Annotated in this window: 12 protein-coding genes; 9 read left to right on the forward strand and 3 right to left on the reverse strand. The window is 61.8% G+C overall.

Annotated features, from left to right (window positions below; all coding sequences use genetic code 11):
* Nucleotides 1–145: 145 nt before the first annotated feature.
* Nucleotides 146–1432, reverse strand: a complete 1287-nt coding sequence (gene gltA / locus KUV41_RS00185; protein WP_206944441.1) for a citrate synthase — start codon at nucleotides 1430–1432, stop codon at nucleotides 146–148.
* Between the two features lie 477 nt (nucleotides 1433–1909).
* On the opposite strand from gltA, the gene sdhC reads away from it, so the two are divergent.
* From sdhC to sucD, 9 genes are all read left to right on the forward strand, one after another.
* Nucleotides 1910–2287: a succinate dehydrogenase, cytochrome b556 subunit gene (gene sdhC / locus KUV41_RS00190; RefSeq protein ID WP_206944439.1), complete on the forward strand. Its 378-nt coding sequence runs from the start codon at nucleotides 1910–1912 to the stop codon at nucleotides 2285–2287.
* Nucleotides 2281–2628: a succinate dehydrogenase, hydrophobic membrane anchor protein gene (gene sdhD / locus KUV41_RS00195; RefSeq protein ID WP_206944437.1), complete on the forward strand. Its 348-nt coding sequence runs from the start codon at nucleotides 2281–2283 to the stop codon at nucleotides 2626–2628. Before sdhC ends, sdhD begins: the two co-directional genes overlap by 7 nt.
* Before the next feature lie 4 nt (nucleotides 2629–2632).
* On the forward strand, nucleotides 2633–4405 hold the full coding sequence (gene sdhA, locus KUV41_RS00200) for a succinate dehydrogenase flavoprotein subunit (RefSeq protein ID WP_222483599.1): 1773 nt from the start codon (nucleotides 2633–2635) through the stop codon (nucleotides 4403–4405).
* Nucleotides 4406–4417: 12 nt separating this feature from the next.
* Nucleotides 4418–5128: a succinate dehydrogenase iron-sulfur subunit gene (locus KUV41_RS00205; protein WP_206944431.1), complete on the forward strand. Its 711-nt coding sequence runs from the start codon at nucleotides 4418–4420 to the stop codon at nucleotides 5126–5128.
* A gap of 300 nt (nucleotides 5129–5428) precedes the next feature.
* The gene (locus KUV41_RS00210) at nucleotides 5429–8266 is read left to right on the forward strand and encodes a 2-oxoglutarate dehydrogenase E1 component (RefSeq protein WP_206944429.1); all 2838 of its coding nucleotides are present in this window, start codon (nucleotides 5429–5431) and stop codon (nucleotides 8264–8266) included.
* Between the two features lie 39 nt (nucleotides 8267–8305).
* Nucleotides 8306–9835, forward strand: a complete 1530-nt coding sequence (odhB, locus tag KUV41_RS00215) for a 2-oxoglutarate dehydrogenase complex dihydrolipoyllysine-residue succinyltransferase (RefSeq protein ID WP_222483601.1) — start codon at nucleotides 8306–8308, stop codon at nucleotides 9833–9835.
* A 63-nt stretch (nucleotides 9836–9898) separates the two neighbouring features.
* Nucleotides 9899–11335 carry a dihydrolipoyl dehydrogenase gene (lpdA, locus tag KUV41_RS00220; RefSeq protein ID WP_206944425.1) on the forward strand — a complete coding sequence of 479 codons (1437 nt, stop codon included), beginning with the start codon at nucleotides 9899–9901 and terminating at the stop codon, nucleotides 11333–11335.
* Nucleotides 11336–11519: 184 nt separating this feature from the next.
* The gene (gene sucC / locus KUV41_RS00225; RefSeq protein ID WP_206944423.1) at nucleotides 11520–12686 is read left to right on the forward strand and encodes an ADP-forming succinate--CoA ligase subunit beta; all 1167 of its coding nucleotides are present in this window, start codon (nucleotides 11520–11522) and stop codon (nucleotides 12684–12686) included.
* Nucleotides 12686–13558, forward strand: coding sequence for a succinate--CoA ligase subunit alpha (gene sucD / locus KUV41_RS00230; RefSeq protein WP_206944421.1), 873 nt, complete (start codon nucleotides 12686–12688; stop codon nucleotides 13556–13558). Before sucC ends, sucD begins: the two co-directional genes overlap by 1 nt.
* Nucleotides 13559–13869: 311 nt before the next feature.
* Here the strand turns inward: sucD and KUV41_RS00235 are convergent, their stop codons facing one another.
* Complete coding sequence (locus KUV41_RS00235; RefSeq protein ID WP_222483606.1) at nucleotides 13870–14952, reverse strand: YbhN family protein; 1083 nt, start codon at nucleotides 14950–14952, stop codon at nucleotides 13870–13872.
* The gene (locus tag KUV41_RS00240; protein ID WP_222483607.1) at nucleotides 14945–16060 is read right to left on the reverse strand and encodes a glycosyltransferase; all 1116 of its coding nucleotides are present in this window, start codon (nucleotides 16058–16060) and stop codon (nucleotides 14945–14947) included. The genes KUV41_RS00235 and KUV41_RS00240 overlap by 8 nt, the downstream gene beginning before the upstream one ends.

Consider the following 16060-nt stretch of genomic DNA (forward strand, 5'->3'; position numbering starts at 1 on the left):
CTTCGTCATTTTGTGGCTGTTGGATAAGGCGTGAAGGGTCAGCATAGCGCTTGTGGTGCCGCTGATTCATCCTTGAACCCTATTAACGACAAGGGCCGCCCTGGTGGGCGGCCCTTGCTGATGCTCAGTGTCGAAGCGATGACGCTTACTTCGTCGGGTAGTCGCGTTGGGTGTGGCCAGTGTAGAGCTGGCGAGGACGGCTGATCTTGTAGCTGTCGCTGAGCATTTCGTGCCAGTGGGAAATCCAGCCAATGGTACGGGACACGGCGAAGATGACCGTGAACATGTTGGTCGGGATGCCCATCGCCTTGAGGATGATGCCAGAGTAGAAGTCGACGTTCGGGTAGAGCTGGCGCTCCACGAAGTATTCGTCTTCCAGGGCAATCTGCTCCAGACGCTTGGCGATCTTGAGCTGGGGGTCGTCTGCCTTGCCGAGTTCCGCCAGGACTTCGTCGCAGGTCTCTTTCATGACCTTGGCGCGGGGATCGAAGTTGCGGTAGACGCGGTGGCCAAAGCCCATCAGCTTGAACGGATCTTCCTTGTCCTTGGCCTTGTCGATGAAGCGCTGAATGTTCTCTTCGGAATCGTCACCGATTTCGTCGAGCATGTTCAGGACCGCTTCATTTGCGCCGCCATGGGCGGGGCCCCACAGGGCGGCGATGCCGGCGCTGATGCAGGCGAACGGGTTGGCGCCGGTGGAGCCTGCCAGGCGTACCGTCGACGTCGAGGCGTTCTGCTCGTGGTCGGCGTGCAGCATGAAGATACGATCCATCGCCTTGGCGTAGACCGGGTTGATCTCGTAGGGCTCGCACGGATTGCTGAACATCATGTAGAGGAAGTTCTCTGCGTAGTTCAGATCGTTGCGCGGATAGTTGAACGGTTGACCGATGTTGTACTTGTAAGACATGGCCGCGATGGTGGGCATCTTGGCGATCAGGCGGATGGCGCTGATCTCGCGGTCCTGGGTCTGAGTGATGTCCAGGTGGTCGTGGTAGAACGCCGCCAGGCCGCCGACCACGCCACACAGAATCGACATCGGGTGGGCGTCGCGGCGGAAGCCCTTGAAGAAGTTCGCGATCTGCTCGTGCACCATGGTGTGGTTGCGCACACGATGCTCGAAATCCTTGTACTGCTCGTCGTTGGGCAGTTCACCGAACAGCAGGGTGTAGCAGAGCTCGACGAAGTTGGAGTTCTTGGCCAGCTGCTCGATCGGGTAGCCGCGATGCAGCAAAACGCCTTTCTCGCCATCGATGTAAGTGATGCCGGATTCGCAGGAGGCGGTGGCCAGGAAGCCAGGGTCGAAGGTAAAGAGGCCTTCTGCACCGAGGCCGCGGACGTCGATGACGTCTGGGCCCAGAGTGCCCGAGTGAATGGGAAGTTCGACAGGGTTCTCCAGACCATCCACCGTCAGGGTCGCTTTTCTGTCAGCCATGTCTGGCCTCCTTCGTGTTCGATATGGAGCGATACGTAGTTATTTCTCACTAACGTGCCGACGAATAGGGGGTCGCCCGGCAAAAAAGGTTCGCCCACTATAGAAGCGTTCAGGATATTGTCAATTCTCCCATCGAAACCTTGCTGTTGTACTATGCTCAATTAGCAGTACAGTGTTTGTATAGTATTTGATGCTTTGCATCAAAAATGGGCGTTTTGCGGCGCAGCATCTTGACGAGGTGGCGTTTCTATGCAGCTTTGCTGCATTTTGCTTCGAAGCAGCGAGCAAATTGTGACGCGATGCCATTTGTCATGGTGGGGGCATGTCCCTATAATTCAGGCCGCGACTGGCAGGAACAGGAGGTCGTGTCCAACTTGTCGAGGGTTGGTTCACGACAGCGCCCTTCCCAAAACCACCGCCCGCTCGGGCCTCTGGCCCGTCTGTCGTAGAGTGGGCCAAGAGAGTGTGTAGAGAGCCGTGAATAGCAAACGACCCGTAAATCTGGATCTGTCCACGATCCACTTCCCCCTTCCCGCCTTGACGTCGATTACCCACCGGATCACCGGCGTCATCCTCTTTGTCGGATTGATCTTCGGCTTCTGGGCGCTGGACGCTTCGTTGTCTTCCCCCGCCGGTTTCGAAGCCGTGCGTGACGCGCTGGCGCACAACTTCTTCGCCAAGCTGGTGGCATGGGGCCTGTTGTCCGCCCTGGCGTTCCACTTCGTCGCTGGCTGCAAGCACTTCATCATGGACGCCAACATCGGCGTATCTCTTGAAGGCGCAGTGAAGAAGGCTCAGATCACTATCGTGGCGAGCGTTGTTCTGATCATTCTGGCAGGAGTCTGGGTATGGTAACCAACATCACGAGCTTCAGCCGCAGCGGTCTGTCAGACTGGATCATCCAGCGTGCCAGTGCGGTGGTCATGGCCCTTTATACGGTGTTCCTGGTGGTCTACCTGCTGGCTCACCCGCAGCTCGACTACGCCACCTGGAGCGGTCTGTTCGAACAGACCTGGATGCGTATCTTTTCGCTGTTGGCCTTTGTGTCTCTCGCCGCCCATGCCTGGGTGGGTCTGTGGACCGTGACCACCGACTACATCAAGCCGACCGGCATTCGTGTCGGCGCCCAGTCCGTCATCATCATTGCCATCTTCGTGTTCCTGGTCTGGGGCATCCAAGTGCTGTGGGGAGCCTGATTACATGTCAACCATGCGTAGTTTGACCTTTGACGCCATCATCATCGGTGGCGGTGGTGCTGGCCTGCGTGCCGCACTGGAGCTGGCCAAGTCCGGCAAGAAGACCGCGGTGCTGTCCAAGGTCTTTCCGACCCGTTCGCACACCGTGTCCGCCCAGGGGGGTATCACCTGTGCCATCGCTTCTGCCGATCCCAATGACGATTGGCGCTGGCACATGTATGACACCGTCAAGGGGGGTGACTACATCACCGACCAGGACGCCGCGGAGTACATGTGTTCCGAAGGGCCGAAGGCGGTGTTCGAGCTTGAGCACATGGGCCTGCCGTTCTCCCGTTTTGACAACGGTCGTATCTACCAGCGCCCGTTTGGCGGTCAGTCCAAGAACTTCGGCGAGGGTGGCCAGGCAGCACGTACCTGTGCCGCTGCCGACCGTACTGGACACGCTCTGCTGCACACGCTGTATCAGAACAATCTGAAAAACAACACCACCTTCCTCAACGAGTGGTACGCCGTCGATCTGGTGAAGAACGCCAACGGCGACGTGGTGGGTTGTATCGCCATGGACATCGAGACGGGCGAAGTGGTGCACGTCAAGTCCAAGGCGACCGTTCTGGCCACCGGTGGTTCCGGCCGTATCTATGCCTCCACTACCAATGCCCTGATCAATACCGGCGACGGTATCGGCATGGCCCTGCGTGCCGGCGTGCCGATGCAGGACATGGAAATGTGGCAGTTCCACCCGACCGGCATCCACGGCGCAGGCGTGCTGGTGACCGAAGGGTGTCGCGGTGAGGGTGGCTACCTGGTGAACAAGGACGGCGAGCGCTTCATGGAGCGTTACGCCCCGAACGCCAAGGACCTGGCCGGCCGTGACGTGGTCGCTCGCTCCATGGTCATGGAGATTCTGGAAGGACGTGGCTGTGGCGAAAACGGCGATCACGTCTTCCTCAAGCTGGACCATCTGGGCGAAGAAGTGCTGTCCAAGCGCCTTCCCGGGATCGTCGAGCTGGCCAAGACCTTCGCCCATGTGGACCCGGCCAAGGAGCCGATTCCGGTGGTGCCGACGTGTCACTACATGATGGGCGGCATCGCGACCAACGTGCACGGTCAGGCGATTGCTCAGGATGCTGATGGCAATGACCAGATCATCAACGGTCTGTATGCCTGTGGCGAAGCTGCCTGCGTTTCTGTCCACGGCGCCAACCGTCTGGGCGGCAACTCGCTGCTGGACCTGGTGGTCTTCGGGCGTGCCGCGGGCATGTACATCGAGAGTGCTCTGAACGAAGGTATCGAATACCTGGATGCCCGTGACTCCGACATCGAGACGGCGATGAAGCGCATCACTCGCTGGAACGAGTCCGAGGGCGGTGAGAGCGTGCCTGAGCTCAAGCGCGAGTTGCAGAGCATCATGCAGAACTCCTTCGGCGTCTTCCGCGAAGAGAAGAACATGGTCGAGGGTGTGGAGAAACTGGCGGAGCTGCGCGGCCGTATTGCCAACGCTCACCTGGCGGACAAGTCGCACGCGTTCAATACCGCACGTGTCGAGGCGCTGGAGCTGGACAACTTGATGGAAGTGGCTGAAGCCACCGCCATCGCTGCCCTGGAGCGTAAGGAAAGCCGCGGCGCACACTCGCGTTACGACTATCCGGATCGCGACGACGCCAACTGGCTCAAGCATTCCATGTTCTTCCCCGGCGACAAGCGCGTCGGTCAGCGCGACGTCAACTTTGCGCCGAAGACCATGGATAAGTTCGAGCCGAAAATCCGCACCTACTAAGGGGGAGTCAGCATGTCAAAGCTTCAGGTATCCCTGTACCGCTACAATCCGGAAACCGACTCCGCACCCTACATGCAGGAGTTCGAGGTCGACACCCAGGGTCGTGACCTGATGGTGTTGAACCTGCTCGAGCTGATCAAGGAAGACGACAGCTCTGTCGCCTTCCGTCGCAGCTGCCGTGAAGGCGTCTGCGGCAGCGACGGCATGAACATGAACGGCAAGAACGGCCTGGCCTGCATCACGCCGCTGTCTGAAGTGGTCAAGAACAACAAGCTGGTACTGCGCCCGCTGCCTGGGCTGCCGGTCATTCGTGACCTGGTGGTCGATATGGCGCTGTTCTACAAGCAGTACGAGAAGATTCAGCCGTACCTCCAGAACGATACGCCGGCGCCGGCGATCGAGCGTCTGCAGGCCCCCGAAGAGCGCGACAAGCTCGACGGTCTCTACGAGTGCATCCTGTGCGCCTGCTGCTCGACCTCCTGCCCGTCGTTCTGGTGGAACCCGGAGAAGTTCGTTGGTCCTGCGGGTCTGCTGCAGTCCTACCGCTTCCTGGCTGACTCGCGCGATACGGCCACCCAGCAGCGTCTGTCCGAGCTCGAGGACCCGTTCTCCGTGTTCCGCTGCCGCGGCATCATGAACTGTGTGGCGGTGTGCCCTAAAGGGCTTAACCCCACTCGGGCGATCGGCAAGATCCGCGAGATGTTGCTCGCGAATGCCACTTAAAACGTGGCGCCGGGCTTGTTATCATGTCCCGGTTCGCGGGCGCGACACGATGTCGCGCCCGCGGATGACAGCGTCAAGAGCCGGTGCCATGGGCACCGGCTTTTGAGCATGAAGCAAGACCGCAAGGCAGAGAGACCGACGGCCGACAGGTCGCGGCAGAACCACCAGGGCGCTCGCTGATAGTCAGTGCCATGGGTGATGAAGGGCAGGGCATCGCGCTAGATGTCCTGTGACAGCACGCCCGCGGTACGGATTAGCATCGAGCCCACTACCACCCCATCAGTGCAGGGTGACCGAGAGATGCAACAAGGCATAATGGAGTTGATGTGGCGCTCCTCTCACGTGACGGGCAGCAACGTCCACTACGTGGAAGCGCTCTACGAGCAGTACCTCGACGACCCCAGCGCCGTCCCCGATGAATGGCGCGACTACTTCGACGAGTTGTCCCGCCAGGAAGGCGCCCCGTCCGACGAGACCCCCCTCTCACCGATCCGTGATCAGTTCTATCAGCTGGGCCGCGAGCGCCGCACCGCGGTAGCCAGCGCAGCGACTGCCGACAGCGAAGAAAGCCGCAAGCAGGTCAAGGTCCTGCAGCTGATCAACGCCTACCGATTCCGTGGTCACCAGAAGGCCGACATCGACCCCTTGGGGCTGCGCGATGCCAAGCCGGTGCCGGATCTGGATCTTGCGTTCCACCAGCTGTCGAAGGCCGACCTCGACACCGAGTTCCAGACCGGGTCCTTCTTCCTGGGCAAGGAGCAGGCAACGCTCAAGGAAATCGTCGATGCCTTGGATCGCACCTATTGCCGCGCGATCGGCTGCGAGTTCATGCACATCGTCGATACGGAAGAGAAGCGCTGGCTGCAGCAGCGTTTCGAGTCCGTGCGCTCTGCGCCCGACTTTGGTGATGACCGCCGCAAGCAGCTCTTTGAGCGTCTGACAGCCGCCGAAGGTCTGGAGAGCTACCTGGCCTCCAAGTACCCCGGCACCAAGCGCTTCGGCCTCGAGGGTGGCGAGACCTTCATCCCGATGATGGACGAACTGATCCAGCGCGCCGGAAGCTACGGCACCAAGGAAGTCGTCATCGGCATGGCCCACCGTGGCCGCCTGAACGTGCTGGTCAATATTCTCGGCAAGAACCCGGGTGAGCTGATCGACGAGTTCGACGGCAAGAAGCTGATCGAACGCGGCTCCGGCGACGTCAAGTACCACCAGGGCTTCAGCTCCAACGTGATGACGCCTGGTGGCGAAGTTCACCTGGCGATGTCCTTCAACCCCTCGCACCTCGAGATCGTGGCGCCAGTGGTGGAAGGCTCCGTGCGTGCTCGCCAGGATCGTCGTGATGACCTGGACGGTGGCAAGGTGCTGCCGATCAACGTTCACGGTGACGCGGCCTTCGCTGGCCAGGGTGTGGTGATGGAGACATTCCAGATGTCCCAGACCCGCGCCTACAAGACTGGCGGCACGGTGCATATCGTCATCAACAACCAGGTGGGCTTCACCACGTCCCACCCGGAAGATGCACGCTCCACCGAGTACTGCACCGATATCGCCAAGATGGTGCAGGCCCCGATCCTGCACGTGAACGGTGACGATCCCGACGCGGTGCTCCACGTGACCCAGGTGGCACTGGACTATCGTCAGCAGTTCAAGAAGGACGTGGTCATCGACCTGGTCTGCTACCGTCGTCGCGGGCACAACGAAGCGGATGAGCCCTCCGGCACTCAGCCGATGATGTACCAGAAGATCAAGGATCATCCGTCTTCTCGTGCCCTCTATGCCGACCGTCTGGTGAAGCAGGGCGTGCTGTCCGAAGACGACGCCAAGGCCGTGGTCGAGAAGTACCGCGATGATCTGGTCGCCGGCAATCACGTGGCCAATGCGCTGGTGCAGGAACCCAACACCTCGCTGTTTGTCGACTGGAAGCCGTACCTGGGTCATGAGTGGACCGGGCACGCCGATACCAGCTTCGACATGAAGCGACTGAAGCAGCTCGCCGCCAAGATGTGCGAGATTCCGGACGGTGTGAAGGTGCAGCGTCAGGTCGCCAAGATCTACGAAGATCGCCGCAAGATGCAGGGCGGTGGCATGGCCATGAACTGGGGCTTTGCCGAGACTCTGGCCTACGCGACGCTGCTGGATCAGGGCCATCCGATCCGTCTGACCGGTCAGGACGTGGGGCGTGGCACCTTCTCTCACCGTCACGCGGTGATTCACAACCAGAAGGATGGCTCCACCCATGTGCCGCTTCAGCACATGGCAGACGGTCAGCCGCGCTTCACCATTCACGACTCCTTCCTCTCCGAGGAAGCGGTGCTGGCCTTCGAGTATGGCTACTCGACGACCATGCCGAATGCGCTGGTCATCTGGGAAGCTCAGTTCGGTGACTTCTTCAACGGTGCCCAGGTCGTGGTCGACCAGTTCATCTCCTCTGGCGAGACCAAGTGGGGACGTCTGTGTGGCCTGACCATGCTGCTGCCTCACGGCTTTGAAGGGCAGGGGCCTGAGCACTCGTCAGCACGTCTCGAGCGCTTCTTGCAGCTGTGTGCCGAGCACAACATGCAGGTCTGTGTCCCGACCACGCCGGCCCAGATCTTCCACCTGCTGCGTCGCCAGGTGATTCGCCCGCTGCGCAAGCCGCTGGTGGTGATGTCGCCGAAGAGCCTGCTGCGCCACAAGGAAGCGACCTCGAGCCTGGAAGAACTGGCCGAAGGCAGCTTCAACATGGTGCTGCCGGATCAGGGGCAGCGTGATGCCGACAAGGTCGAGCGGATCATCATGTGTGCCGGCAAGGTCTACTACGACCTGGCCAACTGGCGCGAGGAGAACCTGCGCGACGACGTGGCGATTGTTCGCGTCGAGCAGCTCTACCCCTTCCCCAAGGAAGAGCTGATCGAAACGCTCAAGGAGTACTCCAACGTCACCGATATCGTCTGGTGTCAGGAAGAGCCCCTCAACCAGGGTGCCTGGTACTCCATGCAGCACAACCTGCGTGTCGTTGCCGACTCGCTTAAGGACGGTCTGGGCTCCCAGCTGAAGTTTGCTGGACGGCCGGCGTCAGCGGCACCCGCGGCGGGCTACATGTCCGTACATACCGAACAGCAGCGCCAACTGGTGGAAGACGCCTTCAATCTCTAAGGCGACCATCGGGAAGAGAGAGAACATTAAGGATACGACATGGCTACCGAGATCAAGGCACCATCCTTTCCGGAATCCGTTGCCGAGGGCACCGTGGGCACCTGGCACAAGAAGCCCGGTGACAGCGTCGAGCGTGACGAGCTGATCGTCGAGATCGAGACCGACAAGGTCGTGCTCGAGGTTGTGGCGGTGGAAGCTGGCACCCTGTCCGAAGTGCTGGTGGAAGAAGGCGACACGGTAGAGTCCGAGCAAGTGCTGGGCCGCATCGGTGAAGGCGGCGGCAGCGCCGAGCAGAAGTCAGAGGCCAAGCCGGCTGAAAAGGGCGACGCGCAAGAAGCTCCCAAGGGCGGTGGTGAGAAGCGTGACGTCAAGGCGCCGAGCTTCCCTGAATCTGTTCAGGAAGGCACCGTAGCGAGCTGGACCAAGAAGGTCGGTGAAGCGGTCAAGCGCGATGAAGTGCTGGCCGAGATCGAGACTGACAAGGTCGTGCTGGAAGTGGTCGCACCGGAAGATGGCGCGCTCGCCGAGATCAAGGTCGAGGAAGGCGGCACCGTCGAGTCGGAAGCCGTGCTGGCGATCTTCGAAGTCGGCGCTGGTGGTGCCGCTCCGACCGCTGACAAGCAGGCTCCGAAGGCCAGTGCCGATGACGGTGGCAGCGACGAGCAGGTGGGCGACAAGATCGTGGCACCGGCGGCGCGCAAGCTGATCGCCGAGCACGACCTTGATGTCAGCGCGATCACGGGTACCGGCAAGGACGGTCGCGTGCTCAAGGAAGACGTGCTCAAGGCGGTCAAGGAAGGCAGTGCCAAGAAGGCAGCGCCGGCCAAGAAGGCCGCCGCCAGTGCGGCAGCACCTGCCGTCGAGGGCGAGCGCCCTGAGAAGCGCGTGCCGATGACGCGCCTGCGCAAGACCATTGCCAAGCGTCTGGTCCAGGCCCAGCAGACCGCTGCCATGCTGACCACCTACAACGAGGTGGACATGGGTGCGGTGATGGAGCTGCGCTCGCAGTACAAGGACACCTTCCTGAAGGCCCACGACGTCAAGCTTGGCTTCATGGGCTTCTTCGTCAAGGCGGCCTCCGAGGCGCTCAAGCGCTTCCCGGACGTCAATGCGTCCATCGACGGCGATGACATCGTCTACCACGGCTACCAGGATATCGGCGTGGCCGTATCCACCGATCGTGGACTGGTGGTGCCGGTGCTGCGTGACACCGACAGCATGAAGATCGCCGACGTCGAGAAAGGCATTGTCGACTTCGGCAAGCGTGGTCGTGAAGGCAAGCTGGGCATTGAAGACATGCAGGGCGGCACCTTCACCATCACCAACGGCGGCATCTTCGGCTCGCTCATGTCCACGCCGATCCTGAATCCCCCGCAGACCGCGATCCTCGGTATGCACAAGATTCAGGAGCGCCCGATGGCGGTCAACGGCAAGGTTGAGATTCGCCCGATGATGTACCTCGCGCTGTCTTATGACCACCGTATGATCGATGGCAAGGACGCGGTGCAGTTCCTGGTCACCATCAAGGAGCTGCTCGAGGATCCGGCGCGTCTGCTGCTGGAAATCTGACCTGATTGGCAGTGACAGGGATTTATTGCAGAGCCTCTGCACACAGAACGAACAGGAGCCAACATGGCCGACAAGTATGATGTGATCGTCATTGGCGCGGGCCCGGGGGGCTACGTGGCCGCCATCCGTGCTGCCCAGCTGGGTCTGAAGACTGCCTGCGTCGAGAAGTGGATCGGCAAGGAAGGCAAGGTAGTGCACGGCGGTACCTGCCTGAACGTGGGCTGTATTCCGTCCAAGGCGCTGCTCGAGGCGTCACACAAGTACGTCGAAGCCAAGCACGACTTCGACGACATGGGTATCCAGGCGGGCGACGTCACCATGGACGTGTCCAAGATGATGGCCCGCAAGGACAAGATCGTTAAGCAGCTGACCGGCGGTATCTCCGGACTGTTCAAGGCCAATGGCGTGACTGCCATCGAAGGGACCGGCAAGGTCGTGGCCAAGAACAAGGTCGAGGTCACTGACAAGGACGGCGGCACCAGCACCGTCGAAGCGGATAACATCGTGATCGCCGCTGGCTCCGTGCCGGTAGAGATTCCGCCGACACCGCTGACCGAAGGCCTGATCGTCGACTCCACCGGCGCGCTCGAATTCCAGGACGTGCCCAAGCGTCTTGGCGTGATCGGTGCCGGCGTCATTGGCCTCGAGCTCGGTAGCGTATGGAGCCGTCTGGGTTCCGACGTGACCGTGCTGGAAGCGCTCGACAGCTTCCTGCCCATGGTCGACTCCGCCATCGGCAAGGAAACCCAGAAACTGCTCAAGAAGCAGGGCCTGGATATCAAGCTGAATGCTCGCGTGACCGGCTCCGAGGTCAAGGGCGAGGAAGTGGTCGTCAAGTACGAAGACAATGAAGGCGAGAAGGAACTGACCTTCGACAAGCTGATTGTCTGCGTCGGCCGTCGTCCTTACACCAAGGGCGTGGTCGCTGATGGCCTGGGCGTCGAGCTGGATCAGCGTGGTTTCATTCACGTCGACGATCAGTGCCGCACCAGCGTGCCGGGCGTTTTCGCCATCGGCGACTGCGTGCGTGGCCCGATGCTGGCCCACAAGGCCTCTGAAGAGGGCGTGATGGTGGCTGACGTCATCGCTGGCCATAAGGCCCAGATGAACTATGACGCCATCCCCAGCGTGATCTACACCCACCCCGAGGTGGCGTGGGTCGGCATGAACGAGCAGGACGCCAAGGCGGCTGGCATCAAGGTCAAGACCGGCAGCTTCCCGTTTGCGGCAAGCGGTCGTGCCATGGCCAACAACGCCACCGACGGTCAGGCCAAGATCATCGCCGATGCGGAAACCGATCGCGTGCTGGGCATGCATATCGTCGGCCAGCATGCCGGTGAGCTGATCGCCCAGGGTGTGATCGCCATGGAATTCGGCTCCAGTGCCGAGGACCTGGCGTTGACCTGCTACGCGCACCCGAGTCTGTCCGAGGCGGTTCACGAAGCCGCACTGGCAGTGGAAGGCCATGCCATCCACGTCGCCAACCGCAAGAAGCGCTAGCAAGACAACAAGCGTCCGGCGCACTCCGGCAAGCCTGTGCAGCTCTGGCAGGCTTGCCGGCGCTTGTTGCCGACGCATCGCCGCCGACCATGTATCGGTGGCGGTCGGTGGCGTCCCACACGACTGATCCTGCGGGGCAGGGTGGGGCGCCGTTCGAGTCACATGCAACCAATGGCATGAATCGATGAACCTTCACGAGTATCAAGGCAAGCAGCTGTTTGCCGACTATGGTCTGCCTGTTTCCAAGGGCTTTGCCTGCGACACCCCGGAAGAAGCCTATGAGGCGTGCAAGAAGATCGGTGGCGAGCAGTGGGTCGTCAAGGCCCAGGTGCACGCTGGCGGCCGCGGCAAGGCCGGTGGCGTCAAGCTGATCAAGAGCCCGGACGAGGCCAAGGCCTTCGCCGAGCAGTGGCTGGGCAAGAACCTGGTGACCTTCCAGACCGATGAACACGGTCAGCCGGTCGCCAAGATTCTGGTCGAGAACTGCACCGACATCGCCAACGAGCTCTACCTGGGCGCGGTGGTGGATCGTGGCACCCGCCGCGTGGTGTTCATGGCATCCACCGAAGGTGGTGTCGAGATCGAGAAGGTCGCCGAAGAGACGCCTGAGAAGATTCTCAAGGCCGAGATCGATCCGCTGGTCGGCGCGCAGCCGTACCAGGCGCGTGAACTGGCCTTCGCCCTGGGCCTCGAGGGTGCCCAGGTCAAGCAGTTCACCAAGATCTTCCTGGGCCTGTCCAAGATGTTCCACGACAAGGACCTGGCGCTGCTCGAGATCAACCCGCTGGTGATCACCGACGAAGGCAACCTGCACTGCCTCGACGCCAAGATCAACCTGGATGGCAACGCGCTGTATCGCCACCCGGACCTGCAGGAAATGCGTGACCCGTCTCAGGAAGACGAGCGCGAAGCCAACGCCGCCCAGTGGGACCTGAACTACGTGGCCCTGGAAGGCAACATTGGCTGCATGGTCAACGGCGCTGGTCTGGCCATGGGCACCATGGACATCATCAAGCTCCACGGTGGCCAACCGGCCAACTTCCTTGACGTGGGCGGCGGTGCCACCAAGGAACGTGTGGCGGAAGCCTTCAAGATCATCCTGTCCGACGACAGCGTCCAGGCGGTACTGGTCAACATCTTCGGTGGCATCGTGCGTTGCGACATGATCGCCGAAGGTATCATCGGTGCTGTCGAGCAGGTCGGCGTGAACGTGCCGGTCGTCGTGCGTCTGGAAGGTAACAACGCCGAGCTGGGTGCCGAGAAACTGGCCTCCAGCGGTCTGAACATCATCGCTGCCAAGAGCCTCACCGATGCGGCTCAGCAGGTTGTCAAGGCAGCGGAGGGCAAGTAATGAGCATCCTGATCGACAAGAACACCAAGGTCATCTGCCAGGGCTTCACTGGCGGCCAGGGGACCTTCCACTCCGAACAGGCCATCGCCTACGGCACCAAGATGGTCGGCGGTGTGACCCCGGGCAAGGGCGGCCAGGAACACCTGGGCCTGCCGGTGTTCAACACCGTCAAGGAAGCCGTCGAGCAGACCGGCGCTGAAGCCAGCGTGATCTACGTGCCCGCTCCCTTCTGCAAGGATTCCATCCTGGAAGCGGCCAACGCCGGCATCAAGCTGATCGTGTGCATCACCGAAGGTATCCCGACCCTCGACATGCTGGACGTCAAGGTCAAGTGCGATGAGCTGGGCGTGCGTCTGATCGGTCCGAACTGCCCGGGTGTCATCACTCCTGGCGAGACCAAGATCGGCATCATGCCGGGCCACATCCACAAGCCTGGCAAGGTCGGTATCGTGTCTCGTTCCGGCACCCTGACCTATGAAGCGGTCAAGCAGACGACTGACCATGGTTTCGGCCAGTCCACCTGTGTGGGTATCGGCGGCGACCCGATCCCGGGCTCCAACTTCATCGACATCCTCGAGATGTTCGAGAAGGATCCGGCCACCGAAGCCATCGTCATGATCGGTGAAATCGGCGGTACTGCCGAGGAAGAAGCCGCTGCCTACATCAAGGAGCACGTCACCAAGCCGGTGGTCTCCTACATTGCAGGTGTGACTGCGCCTCCTGGCAAGCGCATGGGCCACGCTGGTGCCATCATCGCTGGCGGCAAGGGCACTGCGGACGAGAAGTTCGCGGCTCTGGAAGCGGCGGGCGTCAAGACCGTGCGTTCCCTCGCCCAGATCGGCGATGCCCTGAAGGAAGCGACCGGCTGGTAAGCGGTCCTGGCGTCACAACAGGCGTCAGCACAAAGGCCACCTTCGGGTGGCCTTTTTTGTGGGCGTTTCCACGGATATGTCGCCTGAATCTCTGGTCTCTAATGTGCGGGGCTAGATCGCGGGGCTAGATCGCGGGTCTATCGTCCGGGGCTAACGTTTGGGACTGACGTGCGGGGCTAACGTTCGAGTCTACCGTGCGGGGCTAACGTGCGGGTCTAACGTGCAGGTCTATCGCGAGGTCTAAAGGCCTCTGAGCTGGCGGGCGAGAGCCTTGACGCTCTGACGCCCGCCCTGACGCCCGCCCTGACGCCTTAGCAGCGACGCTTCCACACGCTTGATAGCTGCACTGCAAAGACCGGGGCCCCGGCCACCAGGTAAAGGTGATAGCTGACCAGACGCCAGATGATCACTGCGGCGGCCGCTTGCTCCCGCGCCATGACGGGCAGCAGCAGCGCGCCGACGCTGACTTCAGCAGCCCCGGCGCCGCCGGGTAGCACGCTGAGCTGGCTGGCGGCCATGGCCAGCATCTGGACCAGAAAGGTCCAGGCCCAGTCGGCCTGACCACCGACACCGAGCACCGCCAGATAAAGAAGGCTGTAGCGTGCCAGCCAGTGCAGGCTGCAAAGCAGGAAGATGCCTGCGAGTATCGGTGGCGGCAGTTGAAGTGTATTCATGAGGGTGTGGCGACAGCGCAGCAAGCGCCTGACGCCCCAGCGTCTTGCTCGCGGTTTGAGAGACAGGCGTGCAGGCCACCAGGCCGTGATGGCGGACAACCGCGGCGGATAGCGAAGCCATCGCGGTAGCCAGACGATGATGGCGGTGAAAGCGGCCAGTGCGGCCATGAGCCCGATCAGTGCCGCCTCGACCAGCGACTGATGGGGCCAGCTTGCCACTCCTCCCAGCGACAGCGCCACCAGCAGCCCCAGCATCAGGCTGAAGAACAGCATGTCGGCCAGCTGGTCGACCAGAAAGATCGCCGAGCCCTGAGCCGCGGGATAACCCCGGCGCGACAGCAGCCACAGTAGCGTGGCGACGCCGCCACCGCCGGCCGGAGTGGCGCATAGGGCGAATTTTGACGACATCTCGATGGCCAGGGCACCCGTCTGGCCAAGCCGTCCCGCGCGGCCATTCAGCATTAGCCGCAGGCGTGCCGCGTTCAGGTTCCAGCAGAGGATCGCCAACGCCACCATCAGGCACAGCGTTTCAGGGGGAAAGGCCATGACCGCGCCCAGGGTGCCAGTCCCTCCCAGCCACCAGGGCAGCACCAGCGAGAGCACGATGGTCAGGGCCAGCAGGCCGGCCTTCACCAGCAGTCCTGTGCGATGTCGGGGAGACTGACGCGCGCCGTCTTGGGCAGGCCTGAGTCCGCTATCGGTGGATGGCCCTTCAGCCATGGCGTCGCTTGGCAGGAACGATAGGGTCGACGACGGCTTCATAGTGGTGCAGCAGTGACAGCATGACCTTGTCCCAATCGAACTGACGTTCGACGAAGCGCCGGGCATGGCGTCCCGAGGCCTTGGGATCGTTGGCGAACAGGGCTTCGGTGGCCTCGGCCATGGCCGAGACAGAATGCGGCTGACACAGAATGCCGCCGCCCAGCGGAACGTTCTCGATCAAGGCCCCGGCGCGTGCCCCGACCACCGGGATTCCGCTGGCCATCGCTTCCTGGGCGATCAGCCCGAAGGTTTCGCGGGTGCCCGCATGCAGCAGTGCATCGCTTGAGGCCAGGGCCCTGGCGACTTCATGGGTGCCCACGCAGCGATTGATCACGCTGACGTTGGACGGTACCTGGGTTGGCATGCCAGGACCCATCAACAGCAGGTGATAGGGGTGGCCCAGGCGCTTGGCAGTGTCCAGCAGAATATCGATGTTCTTCTCCTGGGAGAACCTGCCCACAAAGACCAGCAAGCGGCTATCGGCCTCCAGGCCCAGCTTGAGTCTCAATGCTGGATCCCGTTTGTCAGGATGGAAGGTGGCCAGATCCACCCCAAGGGGTTGCACGCGTACGCGATCGACGCCCCAGGAGGCAAGCCGGTCTGCCATGGCCTGGCAGGGCGCCAGCACGCTGTCGAAACGCTGGTAGAGGTTGACCACATAGCGCTCCAGGCGCCGTCGCACTGGGGCGCCGAAACGATCGCCCATCAGGCGTGGAAGATCCGAGTGATAGAAGCCGACCACGGGTATCCCAAGCTGCTGGCCGGCGTCCAGGGCGGCCCAGGCCGTCACGTAGGGATCGCCGGCCTCGATCAGGTCGGGGGACAGGTCCACGAGCGCGTCTTTCCAGGGGCGACGGCGAAGCGGAAAGCGATAGCTTTGTCCCAGGGGAATACGCAAGGAGGGCAGCTGATGGTGGTCCCCTAGACTGTCTCGCTCTGCGCCAGGCACCACCAGGCTTGTGCGCCACTCGGGAAAGCGTGAAAAGACCCGGTGCTTGGCCTGCAGATAAGTACGAACACCGCCGCTAGACGGCGCGTGGAACATGGTGACGTCGGCGAGATGCAA

Origin of the sequence: Halomonas sp. DP8Y7-1 (assembly GCF_019801685.1) — a bacterium.
GTDB lineage: Bacteria > Pseudomonadota > Gammaproteobacteria > Pseudomonadales > Halomonadaceae > Halomonas > Halomonas litopenaei_A.

Coding starts and splice junctions, on each gene's coding strand:
- lpdA (WP_206944425.1), top strand. CDS start 9,899: ATGGCCGACAAGTATGATGTGATCGTCATTGGCGCGGGCCCGGGGGGC.
- KUV41_RS00210 (WP_206944429.1), top strand. CDS start 5,429: ATGCAACAAGGCATAATGGAGTTGATGTGGCGCTCCTCTCACGTGACG.
- sucC (WP_206944423.1), top strand. CDS start 11,520: ATGAACCTTCACGAGTATCAAGGCAAGCAGCTGTTTGCCGACTATGGT.
- KUV41_RS00205 (WP_206944431.1), top strand. CDS start 4,418: ATGTCAAAGCTTCAGGTATCCCTGTACCGCTACAATCCGGAAACCGAC.
- KUV41_RS00235 (WP_222483606.1), bottom strand. CDS start 14,952: ATGGCTGAAGGGCCATCCACCGATAGCGGACTCAGGCCTGCCCAAGAC.
- sucD (WP_206944421.1), top strand. CDS start 12,686: ATGAGCATCCTGATCGACAAGAACACCAAGGTCATCTGCCAGGGCTTC.
- sdhA (WP_222483599.1), top strand. CDS start 2,633: ATGTCAACCATGCGTAGTTTGACCTTTGACGCCATCATCATCGGTGGC.
- odhB (WP_222483601.1), top strand. CDS start 8,306: ATGGCTACCGAGATCAAGGCACCATCCTTTCCGGAATCCGTTGCCGAG.
- sdhD (WP_206944437.1), top strand. CDS start 2,281: ATGGTAACCAACATCACGAGCTTCAGCCGCAGCGGTCTGTCAGACTGG.
- gltA (WP_206944441.1), bottom strand. CDS start 1,432: ATGGCTGACAGAAAAGCGACCCTGACGGTGGATGGTCTGGAGAACCCT.